The organism is Kitasatospora sp. NPDC057223 (assembly GCF_042669755.1).
Classification (GTDB): domain Bacteria; phylum Actinomycetota; class Actinomycetes; order Streptomycetales; family Streptomycetaceae; genus Kitasatospora.
In genome coordinates, this window is sequence record NZ_JBHUWW010000010.1 from 1 (window position 1) to 17,577 (window position 17,577).

The window sequence follows — 17,577 nt, forward strand, 5'->3', positions numbered from 1 at the left end:
TCCCGGTGCTGTCACCGGGAGGGCCGCGTACGGTCCGGGTCGCCTGCGGGTGGAGGACGCCACCAGGGCCGCCGCGTGCGTGCGCGGCGCGGCGCGGGTCTCAGGCGATGCGGCTGAGGAACTCGTCCGCGGTGGCGGGCCAGTCGATGAGCGCGGTCTCGGTGCCGGGCGGGACGAGTTCCTTCGTGGCGTCGAGGAAGCGGCGCAGATCCGCCCCGGCCATCCGGAAGGTGGCGGTGCCCGTCGCGGACAGGAAGTCGAGCCGTACCCGGCCCGGCGCCTCCGGCCGGACCAGCAGATCCCCGCTGCCGGCCGGCGCGCGGGTGCCCTCGTCGAGCAGGTCCCGGCCGACGGTCCACTCGATGCCGTCCTCGATCGACCCGCCGTCCTCGACCGTGAGGCCGTCGAGGACGGCGGGGCCGGGGAAGCACAGCGAGACGGCGTAGGGGTCGTCCGAGCGATAGCGCAGGACGAGGCGGAGGACGCGAGGGGAAGGTCCGCCAATTTCTCCGGTCGTCGGGAGTTCGGTGATGTCTGCCATGGATCGTCCTCGGGGAGCGGGGCGTGCGGACGCTGCGCGTCTGCCCGCCCCGCCGCCTTTCACACCGACCGGCCGTCACTCCGACGGACCGTCACCACCGTTGGGCCGCTGCGCATGTGCCTCGACGTGCTCCTTGAACTCCCGCAGGCCGTCGATCGCCTTCCGCTGGACGAAACCCAGCGCCTCGCCGACCGTCTCCAGCACGCCGTGCGGCCTGGTGTCGATCTGCAGCATCACCTTGGTGCTGGCGTCGGTCAGGCGGTGGAAGGTGACGACACCCGCCTGCTTGAGATCGCCCGCCACCGTGGTCCAGGCGACCCGGTCGTCCGGGATCAGCTCGGTGAGCTGGGCGTCGAACTCCCGCTCGACACCGGCCACCCGGACCACCCAGTGGGTGAGTTCCGGTGTCCGCTGCTGGACGCCGACGACCCCCTGCATGAACTGCGGGAACTCGTCGAAGCGCGTCCACTGCCCGAAGGCCACCGACACCGGTACGTCCACCTCGACCGACTCCTCGATCTGCGTCATCCTGCGTCCTTCCCGGATCCGTTGCGGCCACCGCGCGGTGACCACCCGTCCGTCTGTCCCGTCCGGCCCCCCGCATGCCCGGTCGTCCGCGCCGACCGCGCCGGCCGGGCCCCGCGCCGGCGCGCATGCTTCGGCCGGGGCAGGGCAGGCGGGCCCCTGTCCCGGGACGAGCCGGGGCCTGGACGGCCGAGGAGAAGAAGATGACGTTCCTGTGGGCGCTGGTCGCCGGTCTCGTGATCGGACTGCTCGCCAAGCTCGTACTGCCGGGCCGCCAGCCGGTGCCGCTGTGGCTGACGGTCCTGGTGGGCGTGGTCGGCGCCGTCGTCGGCAACGCGCTCGCCTCGGCGATCGGGGTCCGGCACACGGACGGGATCGACTGGGTCCGGCACCTGCTCCAGGTCGGGGTGGCGGCGGCGCTGATCGCCCTGACGAGCTCGGCCTACGCCGGCCGGCGCGGGTGACGGGCGGCAGGCACGGCACGACCGGGACACGGACCGGCCCGCCCGGCACGGGCGCAGGCAGGCCGGACGCGGAGACCGCCCCGCGACAGGGGCACGGTGACACGTCGTCGAGGACGAAGCGAGGAGACACGATGGACAGCAACCTGTGGGGCCACAGCGCGGACAGCGGCTACATCGAGGGCCAGGACCTGATCGGCTACGCGGTCGAGGCCAGGGACGGCCGGATCGGCAAGGTCGACCGGCACTCCGTCGACGTCGACGCCGCCTACCTGGTGGTGGACACCGGGCCGTGGATCTTCGGGAAGCAGGTGCTGCTCCCGGCGGGCACGGTGGAGCGGATCGACCACGAGGAGAAGGTGGTGTACGTGAACCGCTCCAAGGACGAGATCAAGGGCGCGCCCGAGTTCGTCGACGAGCACGGCGCCCCGGACAGCAACCACTTCCAGCTGCTCGGGGGCTACTACGGCCCGATCGTCTGACAGCCGCCCGGCGGCAACAGGCTCCGGTGGCGTCCCGCAGAGGTCGGGGACGCCACCGGAGCCGTTTCAGTCCAGGAGAAGCAACCGAAACGTTCTGCTTCAGGCACCGAAATATTTTGAGCGCAAAAACGCACCTGTGCCCACGGTGAACCTCGTCCGTCACCCCGGAGACCGCGATCACGGATGAGCGCGGTCCGCGGGGAGGGCGTCAGGCGCTCGGCGGGGGACCGGTGCTCTTGCGGACCACCAGGCTGGTGGCCAGCTCCAGCCGGGTGGCGGTGTTCTCGTCCGCCCGCAGTCGCATCAGCATCTGCGCGGCCTCCTCGGCCATCTGACGCAGGGGCTGGTGCACCGTGGTCAGCGCCGGGCTGATCCAGCGGGCGATCGCGACGTCGTCGTACCCGACCACCGAGAGGTCCCGCGGGACCTGCAGTCCGTGCACCCGGGCCGCCTCCAGGACGCCGAGGGCCTGGAGGTCGCTGCCCGCGAACACGGCGGTGGGGCGGTCGGGCAGCGCGAGCAGCTCCATCGCGCGGCGGTAGCCGCCCTCGACGTGGAAGTCGCCGAAGGTGACCAGCTCGGGGTCGACCTCCAGGCCGGCCATGGTCATGGCCGAGCGGAAGCCGTCGAGCCGGGCCACCGAGCAGAGCATGTCCCCGGGCCCGCTGATGATCGCGATCCGCCGGTGCCCGCACTCGATCAGGTGCCGGGTGGCGGCGAGCCCGCCGGACCAGTTCGCCGACCCCACCGAGGGGACGTCGGGCTCGGGGTCGCCGGCCGGGTCGATGATCACGAACGGGATGGCGCGGGACCGGAGCTGCTGCTTGAACTCCAGCGGCAGCGCGGAGAAGACCAGCACGACGCCGAGCGGGCGCCGCCGGAGCACGCCCTCGATCCAGTCCTCGCCGGGGGAGTGCCGGGTGCCGCTCTCGGTCAGCACGACGCTGGCGCCGTGCTCCTTGGCCACGTTCTCGACGCCCCGGATCAGCTCCATCGCCCAGAGGCTGTCGAGTTCGTGGAAGACCAGCTCGATCAGCGGGGCCTCACCCGCGCTCCGGCCGGACCGCCGGTAGCCGTGGATCTCCAGCAGCTGCTCGACCCGGACCCTGGTCGGCCGGGCCACGTCCTGTCGGCCGTTGAGAACTTTCGAAACTGTCGAGATCGAAACGCCGGCCTGTTCCGCCACCTGGGCCAGGGTCACGCGGCCCGTCTCCTCGTCTTCCTGCATGGCGTGCAGCATAGGCCACTCGCCAGGGTCACGCTTTGATAACCCCGCCACCGAGGGTTGACCGCTCCCCTGGGGGGTCCTAGCGTCGCAGCGCACAGAGAATTTCGGCAACGAAGCCGAAACATTTCGAGAGGCACTGCGATGAAGAGATCCGCTCAGCTCCCCCGCGCCGCCGCCGCAGCCACGGCCGTCCTGCTCGGCCTGAGCCTGACGGCCTGCGGCAGCAGCGGCTCGGCCGCCGGCGGTGGCGACACCATTCACGTCCTGGTCTACGGCGACGCCACGAACAAGGTCGAGAACCAGCTTGTCGAGACGTTCAACAAGACCTCCAAGGTGAAAGTCGTCCTGGACACGATCCCGGGCGCCGACTACCAGCAGAAGCTTCAGACGATCATCAACACCAAGCAGGCGCCGGACGTCTTCTTCAACTGGGGCGGCGGCTCCATCAAGCCGTTCGTCAAGGCGGACCTGCTGATGCCGCTGGACGAGATGATCGCCAAGGACCCGGGCCTGAAGAGCAACTTCCTCCCGTCGGTCTTCAACACCGCCGTGATCGACGGCAAGTCGTACGGCGTGCCGATGCGCGGCACCCAGCCCGTCCTGCTCTTCAACAACAAGAAGGTCCTCGCGGACGCGGGCCTCACCGAGCCGAAGACCTGGGACGACCTGCTGGGCGCCGTCCGCGTGCTGAAGGCGAAGGGCATCACCCCGATCGCGCTCGGCGGCGGCGACCAGTGGCCGACCCTGATGTGGTTCGAGTACCTCTACGACCGCATCGCGGGCCCCGGCGCCGGCAGTGCCGGCCTGTTCCAGACCGCCCTGAACGGCGACAAGAACGCCTGGGCCGGCCCGGACAGCGCGAAGGCGCTCGGCATGCTCAAGGAGCTGATCGACGCCGGTGCGTTCGGCACCAACTACGACTCGGTGAAGTTCACCGACGGCGGCTCCCCGGCGCTGCTGGCCCGCGGCAAGGCGGCCTTCGAGCTGATGGGCTCCTGGGAGTACTCGACCCAGCAGGACGCCAACCCGGACTTCACCAAGAGCGACCTCGGCTACGGCGCCTTCCCGACCGTGCCCGGCGGCAAGGGCGACCCGAAGAACGTCGTCGGCAACACCAACAACTTCTACTCCGTGCTGAAGAAGACCAAGCACCCCGAGGCCGTCGCCGAGTTCCTCAAGCTCCAGTACTCCGACGAGTTCGTCAAGGCGCAGCTGGCCATCGGCAACCTGCCGACCACCACGAACACCTCCGGCTTCCTGAACACCGCGGCGAACCCGGAGTACTCCGGATTCCAGTTCGACCTGGTCAAGGGCGCGCCGTCGTTCGAGCTGTCCTGGGACCAGGCGTACCCGCCGGCGGCCACCACGCCCATCCACCAGGCGGTGCAGCAGTTCTTCAACGGCCAGATCGACCAGGGCGGCTTCATCAAGGCCATGCAGGCCCTGCCGACGAGCTGAATCGAGCTCTTTCCATCATGACCAGCAACGTCATCACCACCACGGTGAGCAGGCGCCGGGCCCCTGGCCGGGCCGGCACCGCGGTGACCCGCCCGGGCTTCCTCTGGGCAGTCCCAGCCACCCTCTTCTTCGTCCTCTTCGCCGTCATCCCGCTGGTGCTGGTCGCCGCACTGTCGTTCATGCGGTGGGACGGCCTGTCCGCACCCGAGTTCGCGGGTCTCGACAACTGGGTCGCGCTGATCCACGACCCGGTGATGGCCAAGAGCCTCTGGCTCAGCCTGCTGCTCACCCTGCTCGGGGTCGCCGTCCAGACGCCGGTCTCGCTGCTGCTCGGCGTCTGGGCGGCCGGGCCGCAGCGCAACCGGGCCGTCCTGTCGGCGATCTTCTTCGTGCCGCTGCTGCTCTCCGCCACCGCCGTCTCGGTGCTGTGGCGGGCCCTGCTGGACCCCAACTTCGGTGTCCCGGCGCAGGCGCAGTGGCTGTTCGGCGACGGCAACCTGTTCGGCTCGCAGAACGCCGCCATCGGCGTGCTGGTGTTCGTCGGGACCTGGCAGTTCACGCCGTTCCACACGCTGATCTACCAGGGCGCGGCGCGGGCCGTCCCGCCGGTGCTCTACCAGGCGGCGGCGATCGACGGGGCGGGGCGGGTGCGGCAGTTCCTCCACATCACGCTGCCGCAACTGCGGAACGCGATGATCACCTCGGTGATCCTGATGATCGTCGGCGGTCTCACCACCTTCGACACCGTGCTGATCCTCACCCAGGGCGGGCCCGGTACCGACACCACGATCAGCGCCTACTACATGTACCAGAAGGCCTTCAAGGGCTTCGACTTCGGCGCCGGCTCGGCCATCGCGCTGCTGCTCGTCCTGGTGGCCACCGTCATATCGCTCCTCGTCGTGCGCCTGTCCGGGTACGACAAGATGCGCAGCACCTCGGAGGGTCTGTGATGAGGCGCCGTCCCAACGTCCTCGCCGGGTTCGGCTCGCTGGTCTGGCTGGCCGTCGTCGGTCTGCCGCTGTACGTGCTGCTGACCGCCACCCTGCAGACCCGCGCCGACTACGCGCAGAGCGGGCCGCTCGGGCTGCCGAAGCACCTCACTCTGCAGAACTACCTGGACGACTTCTCCGGCGGCTTCGGCCAGTACTTCCTGAACACGGTGATCGTCACGGTGAGCGTGGTCGCCATCGTGCTGCTGGTGGTGCCGCCGCTCTCCTACGCGATCGTGCGCAGTCGCGGCCGGGCCACCAACCTGGTCTTCCGGCTGTTCCTGCTGGGCCTGGCGATCCCCGCGCAGGCGGTGATCGTGCCGATGTTCTACGTGATCAGCAAAGCCGGCCTGTACGACAACCTGATCGGCGTGATCCTGCCGACCGCGGCGTTCTCGCTGCCGGTCTGCGCCCTGATCTGCACCGGCGTGATGCGCGACATCACCCCGGAGCTGTACGAGGCGATGGCCATGGACGGCGCGCCGCCGTGGCGGGTCTTCCTCCAGCTGGTGCTCCCGCTGTCCAAGGGCGGCCTGTCGACCATCACCGTCTTCTCCGCCCTCCAGGCGTGGAACGGGTTCCTCTTCCCGCTCGTGCTCACCCAGTCCGACGACACCAAGGTGATCACCCTCGGGCTCTACAACTTCCAGACCCAGTACGGCATCAACGTGCCCGGCCTGCTCGCCGCGGTGGTGCTGTCGATGCTGCCCATCCTGCTCGTCTACCTGTTCGCCCGCCGTGCCCTGGTCCAGGGGCTGATGGGCGTCGGAGGGAAATGAACCACAACGTGTACACGGCTGAGACCCCCGCCGACACCGCCCCCGCCGCCGACTCCCTGCCGGCCGCCGGCGCACCCGCCTGGCAGGACACGGCGCTCGCGCCGTCGGAACGCGCCGAAGCCCTGATCGCCGAGATGACCCTCCGGGAGAAGATCGCCCAACTGTTCGGGGTCTGGGTCGGCGCCTCCGACGAGGGCGGCGAAGTCGCCCCCTACCAGCACGAGATGGAGGCCCCCACCGACCTCGCGGACCTGCTGCCGTACGGGCTGGGACAGCTCACCCGGCCGTTCGGCACCGCACCCGTCGACCCGGCCACCGGCGCACTCTCCCTGCTGCGCACCCAGCGCCGGATCGCCGACGCCAACCGCTTCGGCATCCCCGCGGTGGCCCACGAGGAGTGCCTGGCCGGCTTCGCCGCCTGGCAGGCGACCGCCTACCCGGTGCCGCTCTCCTGGGGAGCCACCTTCAACCCCGGGCTGGTCCGCGAGATGGCCGCCGCGATCGGCCGCGACATGCGCGCGGTCGGGATCCACCAGGGCCTCGCCCCCGTCCTGGACGTCGTCCGGGACGCCCGCTGGGGGCGGGTCGAGGAGACCATCGGGGAGGACCCGTACCTGGTCGGCACCGTCGGCACCGCATACGTGCAGGGCCTGGAGTCCGCCGGAATCGTCGCCACCCTCAAGCACTTCGCCGGGTACTCCGCCTCGCGGGCCGGGCGCAACCTCGCCCCGGTCGGCATGGGCACCCGCGAGCGCGCCGACGTCATCCTGCCGCCCTTCGAGATGGCGGTCCGCGAGGGCGGCGTGCGGTCGGTGATGCACGCCTACACCGACACCGACGGCGTTCCGTCCGCCGCCGACGACCGGCTGCTCACCGAACTCCTGCGCGACACCTGGGGGTTCACCGGCACCGTGGTCGCCGACTACTTCGGCATCGCCTTCCTCAAGACCCTGCACGGCATCGCCGGGGACTGGGCCGGCGCCGCGCGCGCCGCGCTCGCCGCCGGCGTGGACGTGGAGCTGCCCACCGTCAAGACCTTCGGCGAGCCGCTGGTCGAGGCGGTGACCGCCGGCCTCGTCCCCGAGGAGCTGATCGACCGGGCGCTGCGCCGCGTCCTGAGCCAGAAGGCCGAACTCGGCCTGCTCGACGCCGACTGGAGCCCCGTCCCGGCCGCCCTCGCCGGGGCCGACCTGACGGACCCGGCCGCCCTGCGCGGCACCGTCGACCTCGACCCCGCCGGCAACCGGGCGCTCGCCCGGGAGCTCGCGGAGCAGGCCGTGGTGCTGCTGCGCAACGACGGCACGCTGCCGCTGGCCCGCACCGTCCGGATCGCGCTGGTCGGCCCCAACGCCGAGGAGCCGACCGCGGTGCTCGGCTGCTACGCCTTCCCCGTGCACGTCGGTTCGCAGCATCCCGACGTCCCGCTCGGGGTCCGGCTGCCCACCCTGCGCGAGGCGCTGGCCGTCGAGTTCCCCGACGCCGAGATCGTCACGGCGCCCGGCGCGGGCATCGACACCGCCGACACCGACGGCTTCGCGCAGGCGCTCGCCGCGGCGCGGGACGCGGATGTGGTGGTGCTCGCCCTGGGCGACCGGGCCGGCCTGTTCGGCCGCGGCACCAGTGGCGAGGGCTGCGACGCCGAGTCGCTGGAACTGCCCGGCGTTCAGCAGCAGTTGCTGGACGCACTGCTCGACTCCGGGACCCCGGTCGTGGTCACCCTGCTGGCCGGGCGGCCGTACGCGCTCGGGCGCGCGGTGACCGAGGCGGCCGGTATCGTCCAGGCGTTCTTCCCCGGCGAGGAGGGCACCGGCGCCGTCGCCCGGGTGCTGAGCGGGCGGGTCAACCCGGCCGGCCGGCTCCCGGTGAGCGTCCCGGGCCGCCCGGGCGTCCAGCCGTCCACCTACCTGGCGGCCCGGCTGGGGGAGGCCACCGACGTCTCCAGCACCGACCCCACGGCGGCCTACGCCTTCGGGCACGGCCTGTCCTACACCGAGTTCGAGTGGTCCGACCTGGTGGTGATGAACGAGCAGGCCGACACCTCCGGCGAGTTCCACCTCGCCCTGACCGTCCGCAACACCGGTGAGCGGGAGGGCACCGAGATCGTCCAGCTGTACCTGCACGATCCGGTCGCCTCCGTGGTGCAGCCGGTGCAGCGCCTGATCGGCTACCTGCGGGTGACCCTCGCGGCCGGCGAAGCCCGCCGCGTCCCGGTCACCGTGCCCGCCGACCTGGCCTCCTTCACCGGACGGGACGGGCTGCGCATCGTCGAGCCCGGCGCGCTGGAGCTGCGCTTCGCCGCCTCCAGCACCGACCCCCGCCTCACCGCGGAGGTCACCCTCACCGGCCCCGTCCGCACGGTCGACCACACCCGGCGCCTGCACGCCGACTTCCACCTCATGTAGCCCCACCTCAGGTAGTCCCACCGCATTCAGCCCCGTACGCCCACCACGACTCCACCCTGCCGCGTCCGTCGCGCCTGCCCCGCTTCTCCCGGGCGCGCCGGAGGGGCGGGGCGGAGGCCGGCTCCGCGGAGCCGGCCCCGCCGGGTGCCGTGGCCGGAGGGCGGGCCGGCAACGTCGCCGGCTCCGCCTCCGGCCACGGCACCCTTTTCCGTTCGGTCCTGGGTGCCCGCAGGCCGAGTGCCGTCCGCACTACGCTGGGCGCCGGACCGGGAAGAGGAGCGACATGACTTCGTCGGCGGACGGGGACGGGCTGCCAGGGCCCGGTTCACCCGGTTCACCTGATGCCGCGACGATTCTCCGGCGCCTGGTCGGCGTTCCCTGCACGTCGATCGGCCGGGTCGGCCACACCGGGTTGATCGGTTTCGGCCCCGATGTCTCGTCGGTCCTTCTCGAAGGCGGGGAGACCGTGACCGGAAGCCGGTTCGCGCTCCACCTCGAATGCCCGTTCCGGGTCGTCCAGCAGGACCGGATCTTCGTCGGCTCCGACGACCTCCTGACCCCCGCCGCCCGCCGGGAGGAGGACGGCAGGGGGCACAACGAGGACGAGTGGCTGGCGTACGACGTTGGCACGGGAGTTCTGCGGTCCTTCCTCGACCGGAAGGCACCCCTGGTCGTGGCCGTGCGCACCAGGCCGGTGGGCGACCTGCAGATCGAGTTGGAGCACGGGATCACGATCGAGGTGCTGCCCACCAGCCTGAAACGCCGTGAATCGTGGCGGTTCCCGGAGCGGTTCGCGGAGCATGTCACGTTCCCCGGCCGGCCCCGGAGCGGGCGCCCGTGAGGCCGCCGGTCCGACCTGTCCGGTGAGGCAGTGCGCGGGCGCCTCGTCGTGACCGGTCCCCTCCGGCGGCCTGAGGGGCGTCCTCAGGAGAAGAACAGGCCGTTCACGAAGGCGTTGCGCAGTTTGCCCGCCGGGTCGTGGTCCGCCATCAGGCGGCGGAAGTCGTCGGCGCGGGGGTGGAGCGCGGCCACCTCCGTGAGGGGGAGGGCGGTCAGCTTGCCCCAGTGCGGGCGGCCGCCGAGGGGCAGCAGCTCCGCCTCGACGGCGGCCACGGCGCGCAGGACGTCCTCGGCCCGGTCGGTCCAGGTGAAGTGCAGGGCGACGCAGTCGCGCCGGTGGGCGGGGCTGAGCCAGAGGTCGTCGGCGGCGACGGTGCGGATCTCCGAGACCTGAAGGACGGGCGCGATCCGGTGGCCGATCCGGCGCAGCGCCTCGAAGGCCCGGGGGGCGGCGGCGCGGGGCAGCAGCAGCTCGGACTGCAGCTCGGCGCCGCTGCTGGGCGTGAAGTCGGGACGGAAGTGGGGCAGCCGCTCGTGCCACGGGCCGGGGACGCCGCCCTGGGTGGTGCAGGCTGCGGGGGAGAGGCCGGGGATCGGGTGCTGCGGGCCGTCGGCGAGCCGAGCCCCCAGCCAGGACGGGCCCGGGTGCCCGGCGCCGTCGGTGTCGGTGCGGCGCTTGAGCCAGACCTGCGCCTCGCCGCCGGCCCAGTCGGTGAAGACGCTGACGCTGTAGGCCGAGCCCGACACCTCGTCGAACGACTCGGTCAGTCGGTCCAGGGGCAGTCCGGTGTAGACCCACTGGGCGATGTCGTACGCGGGTTCGATGTCCAAGGTGAGTTCGGTGACGATGCCGAGGGCGCCGAGGGCGACGACCGCGCCGTCCAGCCGGTCACCGGGGGCGTCGCGCCGCAGCTCGACCAGGTCGCCGTCGGGCGAGACCATCCGCAGGCCGGTGACCGCCGCCGCCAGGCCCGGCTGCCCGTGGCCCGAGCCGTGGGTGCCGGTGGCGCAGGCGCCCGCGACGGAGATCTGCGGCAGCGAGGCCATCGTCGCGAGCGCGAAGCCGCCGGCGTGCAGCTGCTCGGCGACCCATGCGTACCGCAGGCCGCCCGCGACGGTCGCGGTCCGTGCCGCCGGGTCGATCTCCACCCGGCCGGGCAGGCCGTCCAGTCGCACCAGGTCGCCGTCGGTGTCGGCGACGCGGTTGAAGGAGTGGCCGGTACCGAGCGCCCGGACGCTCCCGGCCCCGGCCACGATCCGCTGGAGTTCGGCCACCGAGGACGGCCGGTGCACCCGAGCGGCCCCGAACGTGACGTTTCCGGCCCAGTTGCGGGGCGGTTCTGCCGTCATGGCCTGTCTCCTCTGTTCGACTGCTTCGACTGTTCGGTGGCTTCGGCGCGTGGCACCGGGCCTATTTGTCATTCCAAAGAACAAATTAGCCGATCGGCCCTCGGGAGAGAAGCCGGAGCGGGCCCGGCGACCCGCGGCCCAGCCCGGGCCTCCCGACGGCACGGACGTCTGCCACCGGTGGGGCCCGGCCTGCCGACCGGACGGAGCCCACCCATGCCGCTGCCCATCCTCGCGCTCTCCGTCGACGGGGACGACACCCTCCGGGACTTCGGCTCCGGCGTCGAACCGGCGATCGGGCCCGCCGCCCGCCTGCTGTCCGAGGCGCTCGGCGGCCCGGGCGGCCGGGTCGGCCGCCGTCCTGCTGGACCGCACCGGCCGCCCGCCCGGCGCACTCCGCTGGCTGGACGAACTGCCCGCGCTGCCGGCCGGGGCGAGCCCGGTGGGTGCTCTGTCGCCTCCGCCAGGGCCGCTGTCCTGCTCCGCGACGGGCTTGACCTGGAGTGCGGTCCAGGTCGCAGACTCCTGTCCAGTCCCGGGAGATCCGGGCCGCACCGGAGGGGAAGACCATGAGATACCGCACGATAGGCACCGACCCGCGGACCCGCCGCGAGGTGAGCGTGCTCGCCCTCGGCGCGATGCTCTTCGGCACCTACACCGACGAGGAGACCTCCTTCGCGGTGCTGGACCGCTACGCCGAGGCCGGCGGGACGTTCGTCGACACGTCCGACAACTACGCCTACTGGTTCGACGGCGGTCAGGGCGGCGAGAGCGAGGCACTGCTCGGGCGGTGGCGGCGCAGCCGCGGCATCGGCGCGGAGATCGTCATCGCCACCAAGCTGGGGGCGCGGCCGCTGGCACCCGGCACCGGCTACGCCGACAACCCGGAGGGGCTCTCCGCGAAGGTGATCCGGGAGGCCGCCGAACGCAGCCGGGACCGGCTCGGGGTCGAGCGGATCGACCTGCTGTACGCGCACATCGAGGACCGCTCCGTGCCGCTCGGCGAGAGCGTCGAGGGCTTCGCCGACCTGGTCGCGGAGGGCACGATCGGGCTGCTCGGGGCGAGCAACCACGCCGTGTGGAGGGTGGAGCGGGCCCGCGCCCTCGCGGCGGCGGCCGGGCTGCCCGGCTACGAGGTCCTGCAGTACCAGCACAGCCATCTGCGGCCGCGCACCGACGTGCCCTCACCGCTGTTCGAGGACGGCAGCCTCGGCCACGCCGGCGCCGAGCTGCTCAGCTACCTGCGGGCCGAGCCCGGCCTCGTCCTGGTCGCCTACTCGCCACTGCTGGGCGGCGCCTACGCCCGTGCGGACAAGCCGATCCCGCCGGACTACGACCACCCGGGGACGCCCGCCCGCCTCGCCGTGCTGCGCGAGGTCGCGCAGGAGTGCGGCGCGACCGTGAACCAGGTGGTGCTGGCCTGGCAGCTGGGCGGTCCGCTGCCGATCGTCCCGCTGGTCGGTGCGTCGTCGGTCGCGCAACTGGAGGAGAGCCTGGCCGCGGTCGACCTGGAGCTGACGGCGGAGCAGCGGGCCCGCCTGGACGGTGCGCACTAGCGAGGCGGCGGTGCTCGGCGGCGCAGCGCCCCCACGGGGCCGGTGCGGCCGCTAGATTGGCCGGATGACCGAAGCACTGCCCCCGGGCGGCGTCGAACTCACCGAGGCCGAGGCCGAAGCCAGGTGGACGGCCGCCTGGACGCCCGCCCAGGCGGCCGCCCGGCTGGCGGGGGTGGCCGCGCCCTGGTGCGTCGCCGGGGGCTGGGCCCTGGACCTGTTCAGGGGCGGGCAGACCCGCGAGCACAGTGACCTGGAGATCGCCGTCCCGGCCGCGCTGTTCCCCGGGATCCGGGCGCGTCTCACCGAGTTCGAGTTCGACGTGGTGGCGTCCGGGCAGGTCTGGGAGGCCACCACCCCGGAGCTCTTCGAGCTGACCCATCAGACCTGGGTCCGCGACCCGTCGACCGGGCAGTACCTGCTGGACGTGTTCCGCGAGCCGCACGACGGCGCCACCTGGATCTGCCGCCGCGACCCGTCGATCCGCCTGCCGTACACCGAGGTCATCCGCCACACCGCGGACGGGATCCCCTATCTCGCACCGGAGTTGGCGCTGCTGTTCAAGGCCAAGGCGCTGCGCCCCAAGGATCTGCGGGACTTCACCGGCACGCTGCCGCTGCTGGACGGCGCCCAGCGGCGGACCTTGGCCGGCCTCCTCGCGAGGGTGCACCCGGGGCACAGCTGGCTGACGGCCCTGCGGCCGGGCCGCCCGGGGTAGCCGCCCGCGCACCGGGCCCCCATCGGCCCCACCGGGGATCCGTGGTCCGGCCGTCGGCCGACCTATGCTGCTTCCATGCACCCGTATCCGACACCCGGCGGGACCGAGACCGGCGGCAGGCCCGAGACCGGCCCCGCGCCGCAGAGCGCGGGCCTGGAGGAGGTGGAGCGCCTGCTGGCCGGTGGGGGTGTCGCCGTCCTGAGCGGTGCCGGCCTCTCCACCGAGTCGGGCATTCCCGACTACCGGGGTGCCACCGGCAGTCTGCGCCGCCACACGCCGATGACGTACCAGGAGTTCACGGCGAGCGAGGACGGCCGACGACGGTACTGGGCGCGCAGCCACATCGGATGGCGGACGATCGCCCGGGCGGAGCCGAACGCCGGCCACCGGGCGGTGGAGGGGCTGCGGCGCTCCGGCCACGTCTCGGCCGTGATCACCCAGAACGTGGACGGACTGCACCGGGCGGCGGGCACCCTCGGCGCCGTGGAACTGCACGGCGGCCTCGACCGGGTGGTCTGCCTCGGCTGCCGGCGCACCAGCGGCCGCGAGGACCTCGACCGGCGGCTGCATGCTTTGAACGACGCCTTCCGGCCCACGGTCGCCGGCGCGCAGCTCAACCCCGACGGGGACGTCCAGCTCCCGGACGAGCTGGTGCGGGCCTTCCGCGTCGCACCGTGCGAGGCCTGCGGGGGAGTCCTCAAGCCCGACGTGGTCTTCTTCGGCGAGAGCGTCCCCAAGCCGCGCGTCCAGCAGTGCTACGACCTGGTCGACGCCGCACGGGCCCTGCTCGTCCTCGGGTCGTCCCTGACGGTCATGTCCGGCCTGCGCTTCGTCCGCCACGCCGACCGCGCCGGCAAACCGGTCGTGATCGTGAACCAGGGCGCGACGCGTGGCGACCCCTACGCGGCGGCCAAGGTCGCGCTGCCGCTCGGCCCCGCGCTGACCACCCTCGCGGAGCGGCTCACCGGGTCACCGCTCGTCTGACCGGTCCTGCTGACCGCCCCTGCGGGGCGGGGCACCGCAGGGGCCGCTACGGCGCCCTGAACAGCAGCGGGAAGCCGGGCGCGAGCCAGGCCCGGCGACCCCAGGCGAGGACCTTGCCGCGGGCCAGCGCGGAGAACGGGCCGCACCGGCCGAGGGCGAGCAGCAGGAACGCCACCGGGTCGGTGAGGATCGTGCAGTCGGCCCGGGGCGCCGGCCCGGGGGAGACCTCCGGCACGCCCGCGCGGAAGGTGACCGTGAAACGGGCGCCGCCACGCAGCCGCAGGTCGTAGCGGGCGGTGTGGCCCGCGGCGGTACCCGGGTCGACCACCCGGGGCATGGCGGTCATCAGGAACGGCAGCGTCAGCTCGACCCGGTGGCGGTCGATCATGTGCGGCCGCCCCAGCGCGACGGCGATGTCGTACCCGTGGCCGAGCATGTGGGCGAGCAGGTACGAACCGAGCGTGGCGAGGTCCATCGGGCCCAGCGGGGTGAGCACCCGGGCCGTCGCGGGCCTGCGGGCGAACGCCTCGCCGAAGGCACGGGCGTGCCGGGTGATCTCCTCGGCGAGGACGGCGCCGTCGCGCTGGGTGAAGGCGCCCAGCGAGGCCTCGTTGGCCGCCGCCAGGCCGGACGGCGTGCCGTCCCCGTAGGCCCGCTGCTCGCCGGCGGCCAGGGCGGCCATCAGTTCGTTGGCCAGGGCGAGGTGGGCCGCCGCCTCGCCCACGGTCCACTGCGCGCCGGGGATCGGCACATCGGTGCCGGGGCACTCGCGCAGCAGCGCGGCCGTCTCCTCGGCCACGCCGAGGACGGCGTCGAGGAGTGCGGAGTGCGCGGACTCCCGGGGAATCGGGGCAGGGATCATGGTGCTGAATCGTGAACCAGTCCCGCCCGGCTGTCCAGGGTTCGGCAGCAGCGAATTACCGGCGAGTACGGAACCGGTGCCGGGCCGGGCCGGGCCGGCGGGCCGGGAGGCCTCAGGTGCCGAGGAGCGCCAGGGCGATGGCTGCCTGCTCGGGCCGGAGCGCGGCGGCGCCCTCCCCGATGTCCCAGAGGGAGTTCTGGAGGACGCGGCCGAGGGTCCAGCCCGCGGCCCGTCGCCGGTCCAGGCCGAGCACTTCGGTCATGAGGTCGAAGCGCCGGCGCACCGCCCGGGGCACGTCCCCGGTGGCGACGACGTCGCTCCACCGGTTCCGCAGGGCGGGCAGCAGTTCGAAGCCCGGGTCGCCGGCGAGCGGTTTGGGGTCGATCGCGAGCCAGCGGGACCGCCCCGGGGCCTGCCCGGACGGCAGCGGCGCGAGGACGTTGTCGTAGTGCAGGTCCCAGTGCAGGAGCCGGTCGCCGGGCTCGTCCAGCAGGTCCCGTACGGCGGCCGCGCAGGCCGCCAGCAGCCGGCGTTCGGACGTGTCCGCCAGCAGGCCCGAGGACGACGGGACTTGGTCGAGCATGCCGCGGGCGATGTCGGCGAGTCGGCGCAGACCTGCCGGCGCCCGGGCGGCGGTCAACTGCGCGAGGAGCTCGGCGAGGCCCTGCAGGGCCGCGGTGTCGTCGGGCACCGTCGCCAGGGACCGGGCGGCGTCGAGGCGTTCGAGCAGCAGAGTCCCGGAGTCCGGATCGCTGTCCAGCACACCGGCCGCGTGGCGTTCGCCCCAGGTGCGAAGGGCGAGTGCCTCGTCCCGGGTCTCCTCGTCGACGGGCTGGAGTTTGAGGACCGCGGGCGAGCCGTCCGACCGGAGAACAGGCAGGACGAGGGCGACGACGCCGTGCGCGGGCGGCCCGTCCGGCCGCAGTTCCCAGCGGTCGAGGAACTCCTCGGCCAGCGCCGGCAGCCCGGCCGTCCATACCTGCCGGTCCGCGCCGGCCAGCGAGTCGGCCAGCGCCGCCGGTACTTCGATCCTGGGCCCGGGCCGACCGAACTCCATGACACTCCTGACTGTCCGCCACAGGTACGCCCCCCTTCCAGTATCCGCCGCGCCGGGCGGGCCGGGCGGGACTCGGGGCCGGCCCGGGCCGGTGGAGACGGAACAGGTGTGCCGGGGCGTCACGACGGCCTTTTTCGGACTGATCATCCTACTGCTAGCTTCTGGGGGTCGTTCGGCCGATCCCCGGGAGCCCCGTGTTGTTCCAGACCGTCAGATCCCGCCTGGCATCAGCCGCCGCCCTGATGCTGGCCGTCTCGGCCTGCGCGGGCTCCGCGCCGCGGGCCGCCGGACCCTCCCCGACGGCCGCCGCCGAACTCGTCGGCCCGGGCGGTGTCGTGGTGGCCTGGTGCGACCGGTTCGCGGCCCGGTCGACCACCTCTCCGGACACCAAGGTCCACGTGGTCACGGTGGTCGCCTACTCGGCAGCGGACGGCACCAGGGTCGCCGAGCGGTCGGCGGCCCTCCCCGACGGTGCGGTGGTCGAGCCGCTCTGCGGAACGTCCACACTCATGGCGGCCTCCGCAGACCGCCAGCTCTTCGACGCCGGGTTCGGCCTGGTCGCCGGTACGGTCCCGGGCCCCGGCGGAAAGGGCACGGTGGCGACCGCCTTCACCCTGCCCGGCGGGAAGCCGGTCGCGGGCAAGCCGGTCGAGGGGCGCTCTCCCGCGTTCCGGGCGGGCACCTCCGTTCTCTGGTACGAGACCGACGGGCGGCAGGTGCTCAGCCGTGACCTGCTCCGGCCCGGGGACGCTCCGCAGGCCCACGGCACCGCGCCGGGGCCGGACTTCGCGCTGGCCGACGGCCGGGCGTGGACCACCCGGCCGATGGAATCCAAGCCCGACCAGGTGGTGGCCGCCCCGGGCGGCGCCGTCGCGGCCGGAACCGGCTTCTGGCGTCGGGACGCCCCGGCCGCGAGCTACGGGCCGCAGTACGTCGATCCGATGACGATCGGCCCGTCCGGGAACGGCAACCCCGTCCTGCCCGGCTCCGAGCAGGTGCCCACCTGCGCCCCGCGGCTGTGGACGGACGCGCAGACCCTGCTCTGCAACACCCGGGACAACCTCCTGCTCCTGGGCTTCGCGGCCGACTTCGGCCGGGTGGACACCGTCACCGCGCTCCTGCCCCGGGAGCAGCGGTACGTCGAGAGCGCGGTGCTGTCCCCGGACGGCCGCTCGCTCGCCTACCTGTCCACCGTCTTCCCCGCGATGGGCTCGGATCCGCGGGAGGCCGAGCTCTACCGGGTCGACCTGGCCCCGGGAGCGCAGCCCGTCCTGCTCGGCGTCATCCCCACCTCGGACGCCGACCGGCAGGACGCGGGGGACCCGCACCTGGTCGGCTGGCAGTGAGCGGC

The 17,577-nt window shown here is 73.2% G+C and carries 17 protein-coding genes; 11 read left to right on the plus strand and 6 right to left on the minus strand.

Features of this window, described 5'->3' with window-relative positions; genetic code table 11:
- Positions 1-100: 100 nt before the first annotated feature.
- Positions 101-541 (minus strand): SsgA family sporulation/cell division regulator, encoded by a 441-nt coding sequence (locus tag ACFUK0_RS06215; protein WP_380246880.1) that lies wholly within the window; start codon positions 539-541, stop codon positions 101-103.
- A 75-nt stretch (positions 542-616) separates the two neighbouring features.
- Entirely contained in the window at positions 617-1,069 is a 453-nt protein-coding gene (locus tag ACFUK0_RS06220) for an SRPBCC family protein (RefSeq protein ID WP_380246881.1), read from the minus strand.
- Between the two features lie 200 nt (positions 1,070-1,269).
- Between ACFUK0_RS06220 and ACFUK0_RS06225 the strand changes: the two genes are divergently transcribed.
- Together ACFUK0_RS06225 and ACFUK0_RS06230 are read left to right on the plus strand one after the other, a co-directional pair.
- Positions 1,270-1,530, plus strand: a complete 261-nt coding sequence (locus ACFUK0_RS06225; RefSeq protein ID WP_380246882.1) for a GlsB/YeaQ/YmgE family stress response membrane protein — start codon at positions 1,270-1,272, stop codon at positions 1,528-1,530.
- Between the two features lie 131 nt (positions 1,531-1,661).
- Complete coding sequence (locus ACFUK0_RS06230; protein ID WP_380246883.1) at positions 1,662-2,009, plus strand: PRC-barrel domain-containing protein; 348 nt, start codon at positions 1,662-1,664, stop codon at positions 2,007-2,009.
- 208 nt (positions 2,010-2,217) lie between these two features.
- Here ACFUK0_RS06230 and ACFUK0_RS06235 read toward each other — a convergent pair whose 3' ends face one another.
- Positions 2,218-3,249 carry a LacI family DNA-binding transcriptional regulator gene (locus ACFUK0_RS06235; protein ID WP_380246884.1) on the minus strand — a complete coding sequence of 344 codons (1,032 nt, stop codon included), beginning with the start codon at positions 3,247-3,249 and terminating at the stop codon, positions 2,218-2,220.
- A 129-nt stretch (positions 3,250-3,378) separates the two neighbouring features.
- Here ACFUK0_RS06235 and ACFUK0_RS06240 point away from each other — a divergent pair, with 129 nt between their 5' ends.
- The 5 genes from ACFUK0_RS06240 to ACFUK0_RS06260 all read left to right on the plus strand — a co-directional run bounded on the left by ACFUK0_RS06240 (position 3,379) and on the right by ACFUK0_RS06260 (position 9,706).
- The gene (locus ACFUK0_RS06240) at positions 3,379-4,695 is read left to right on the plus strand and encodes an ABC transporter substrate-binding protein (RefSeq protein WP_380246885.1); all 1,317 of its coding nucleotides are present in this window, start codon (positions 3,379-3,381) and stop codon (positions 4,693-4,695) included.
- A 17-nt stretch (positions 4,696-4,712) separates the two neighbouring features.
- Positions 4,713-5,645 carry a carbohydrate ABC transporter permease gene (locus tag ACFUK0_RS06245; RefSeq protein WP_380246886.1) on the plus strand — a complete coding sequence of 311 codons (933 nt, stop codon included), beginning with the start codon at positions 4,713-4,715 and terminating at the stop codon, positions 5,643-5,645.
- Complete coding sequence (locus tag ACFUK0_RS06250) at positions 5,645-6,463, plus strand: carbohydrate ABC transporter permease (protein ID WP_380246887.1); 819 nt, start codon at positions 5,645-5,647, stop codon at positions 6,461-6,463. The genes ACFUK0_RS06245 and ACFUK0_RS06250 overlap by 1 nt, the downstream gene beginning before the upstream one ends.
- On the plus strand, positions 6,460-8,865 hold the full coding sequence (locus ACFUK0_RS06255) for a beta-glucosidase (RefSeq protein ID WP_380246888.1): 2,406 nt from the start codon (positions 6,460-6,462) through the stop codon (positions 8,863-8,865). Before ACFUK0_RS06250 ends, ACFUK0_RS06255 begins: the two co-directional genes overlap by 4 nt.
- Before the next feature lie 466 nt (positions 8,866-9,331).
- The gene (locus tag ACFUK0_RS06260) at positions 9,332-9,706 is read left to right on the plus strand and encodes a hypothetical protein (protein ID WP_380246889.1); all 375 of its coding nucleotides are present in this window, start codon (positions 9,332-9,334) and stop codon (positions 9,704-9,706) included.
- 83 nt (positions 9,707-9,789) lie between these two features.
- On the opposite strand, the gene ACFUK0_RS06265 is transcribed toward ACFUK0_RS06260, so the two are convergent.
- A complete protein-coding gene (locus tag ACFUK0_RS06265) occupies positions 9,790-11,055 on the minus strand; it encodes an FAD-binding protein (protein ID WP_380246890.1) in 1,266 nt (421 codons plus the stop codon).
- 566 nt (positions 11,056-11,621) lie between these two features.
- Here ACFUK0_RS06265 and ACFUK0_RS06270 point away from each other — a divergent pair.
- From ACFUK0_RS06270 to ACFUK0_RS06280, 3 genes are all read left to right on the plus strand, one after another.
- Positions 11,622-12,608, plus strand: coding sequence for an aldo/keto reductase (locus ACFUK0_RS06270; RefSeq protein WP_380246891.1), 987 nt, complete (start codon positions 11,622-11,624; stop codon positions 12,606-12,608).
- A 64-nt stretch (positions 12,609-12,672) separates the two neighbouring features.
- Positions 12,673-13,323 carry a nucleotidyltransferase domain-containing protein gene (locus ACFUK0_RS06275; RefSeq protein WP_380246892.1) on the plus strand — a complete coding sequence of 217 codons (651 nt, stop codon included), beginning with the start codon at positions 12,673-12,675 and terminating at the stop codon, positions 13,321-13,323.
- A 75-nt stretch (positions 13,324-13,398) separates the two neighbouring features.
- Entirely contained in the window at positions 13,399-14,307 is a 909-nt protein-coding gene (locus ACFUK0_RS06280; RefSeq protein WP_380246893.1) for an NAD-dependent protein deacetylase, read from the plus strand.
- A gap of 46 nt (positions 14,308-14,353) precedes the next feature.
- Here the strand turns inward: ACFUK0_RS06280 and ACFUK0_RS06285 are convergent, their stop codons facing one another.
- Together ACFUK0_RS06285 and ACFUK0_RS06290 are read right to left on the minus strand one after the other, a co-directional pair.
- Positions 14,354-15,169, minus strand: a complete 816-nt coding sequence (locus ACFUK0_RS06285; protein ID WP_380246894.1) for a maleylpyruvate isomerase family mycothiol-dependent enzyme — start codon at positions 15,167-15,169, stop codon at positions 14,354-14,356.
- Positions 15,170-15,281: 112 nt separating this feature from the next.
- Positions 15,282-16,226, minus strand: coding sequence for an aminoglycoside phosphotransferase family protein (locus ACFUK0_RS06290; RefSeq protein ID WP_380246895.1), 945 nt, complete (start codon positions 16,224-16,226; stop codon positions 15,282-15,284).
- A 197-nt stretch (positions 16,227-16,423) separates the two neighbouring features.
- Between ACFUK0_RS06290 and ACFUK0_RS06295 the strand changes: the two genes are divergently transcribed.
- Complete coding sequence (locus ACFUK0_RS06295; RefSeq protein ID WP_380246896.1) at positions 16,424-17,572, plus strand: hypothetical protein; 1,149 nt, start codon at positions 16,424-16,426, stop codon at positions 17,570-17,572.
- Positions 17,573-17,577: the final 5 nt, after the last annotated feature.

Excerpts from the sequence above, each read along its gene's own strand:
- ACFUK0_RS06215 (WP_380246880.1), bottom strand. The coding sequence starts at position 541 with ATGGCAGACATCACCGAACTCCCGACGACCGGAGAAATTGGCGGACCT.
- ACFUK0_RS06220 (WP_380246881.1), bottom strand. The coding sequence starts at position 1,069 with ATGACGCAGATCGAGGAGTCGGTCGAGGTGGACGTACCGGTGTCGGTG.
- ACFUK0_RS06225 (WP_380246882.1), top strand. The coding sequence starts at position 1,270 with ATGACGTTCCTGTGGGCGCTGGTCGCCGGTCTCGTGATCGGACTGCTC.
- ACFUK0_RS06230 (WP_380246883.1), top strand. The coding sequence starts at position 1,662 with ATGGACAGCAACCTGTGGGGCCACAGCGCGGACAGCGGCTACATCGAG.
- ACFUK0_RS06235 (WP_380246884.1), bottom strand. The coding sequence starts at position 3,249 with ATGCTGCACGCCATGCAGGAAGACGAGGAGACGGGCCGCGTGACCCTG.
- ACFUK0_RS06240 (WP_380246885.1), top strand. The coding sequence starts at position 3,379 with ATGAAGAGATCCGCTCAGCTCCCCCGCGCCGCCGCCGCAGCCACGGCC.
- ACFUK0_RS06245 (WP_380246886.1), top strand. The coding sequence starts at position 4,713 with ATGACCAGCAACGTCATCACCACCACGGTGAGCAGGCGCCGGGCCCCT.
- ACFUK0_RS06250 (WP_380246887.1), top strand. The coding sequence starts at position 5,645 with ATGAGGCGCCGTCCCAACGTCCTCGCCGGGTTCGGCTCGCTGGTCTGG.
- ACFUK0_RS06255 (WP_380246888.1), top strand. The coding sequence starts at position 6,460 with ATGAACCACAACGTGTACACGGCTGAGACCCCCGCCGACACCGCCCCC.
- ACFUK0_RS06265 (WP_380246890.1), bottom strand. The coding sequence starts at position 11,055 with ATGACGGCAGAACCGCCCCGCAACTGGGCCGGAAACGTCACGTTCGGG.
- ACFUK0_RS06270 (WP_380246891.1), top strand. The coding sequence starts at position 11,622 with ATGAGATACCGCACGATAGGCACCGACCCGCGGACCCGCCGCGAGGTG.
- ACFUK0_RS06275 (WP_380246892.1), top strand. The coding sequence starts at position 12,673 with ATGACCGAAGCACTGCCCCCGGGCGGCGTCGAACTCACCGAGGCCGAG.
- ACFUK0_RS06280 (WP_380246893.1), top strand. The coding sequence starts at position 13,399 with ATGCACCCGTATCCGACACCCGGCGGGACCGAGACCGGCGGCAGGCCC.
- ACFUK0_RS06285 (WP_380246894.1), bottom strand. The coding sequence starts at position 15,169 with ATGATCCCTGCCCCGATTCCCCGGGAGTCCGCGCACTCCGCACTCCTC.
- ACFUK0_RS06290 (WP_380246895.1), bottom strand. The coding sequence starts at position 16,226 with ATGGAGTTCGGTCGGCCCGGGCCCAGGATCGAAGTACCGGCGGCGCTG.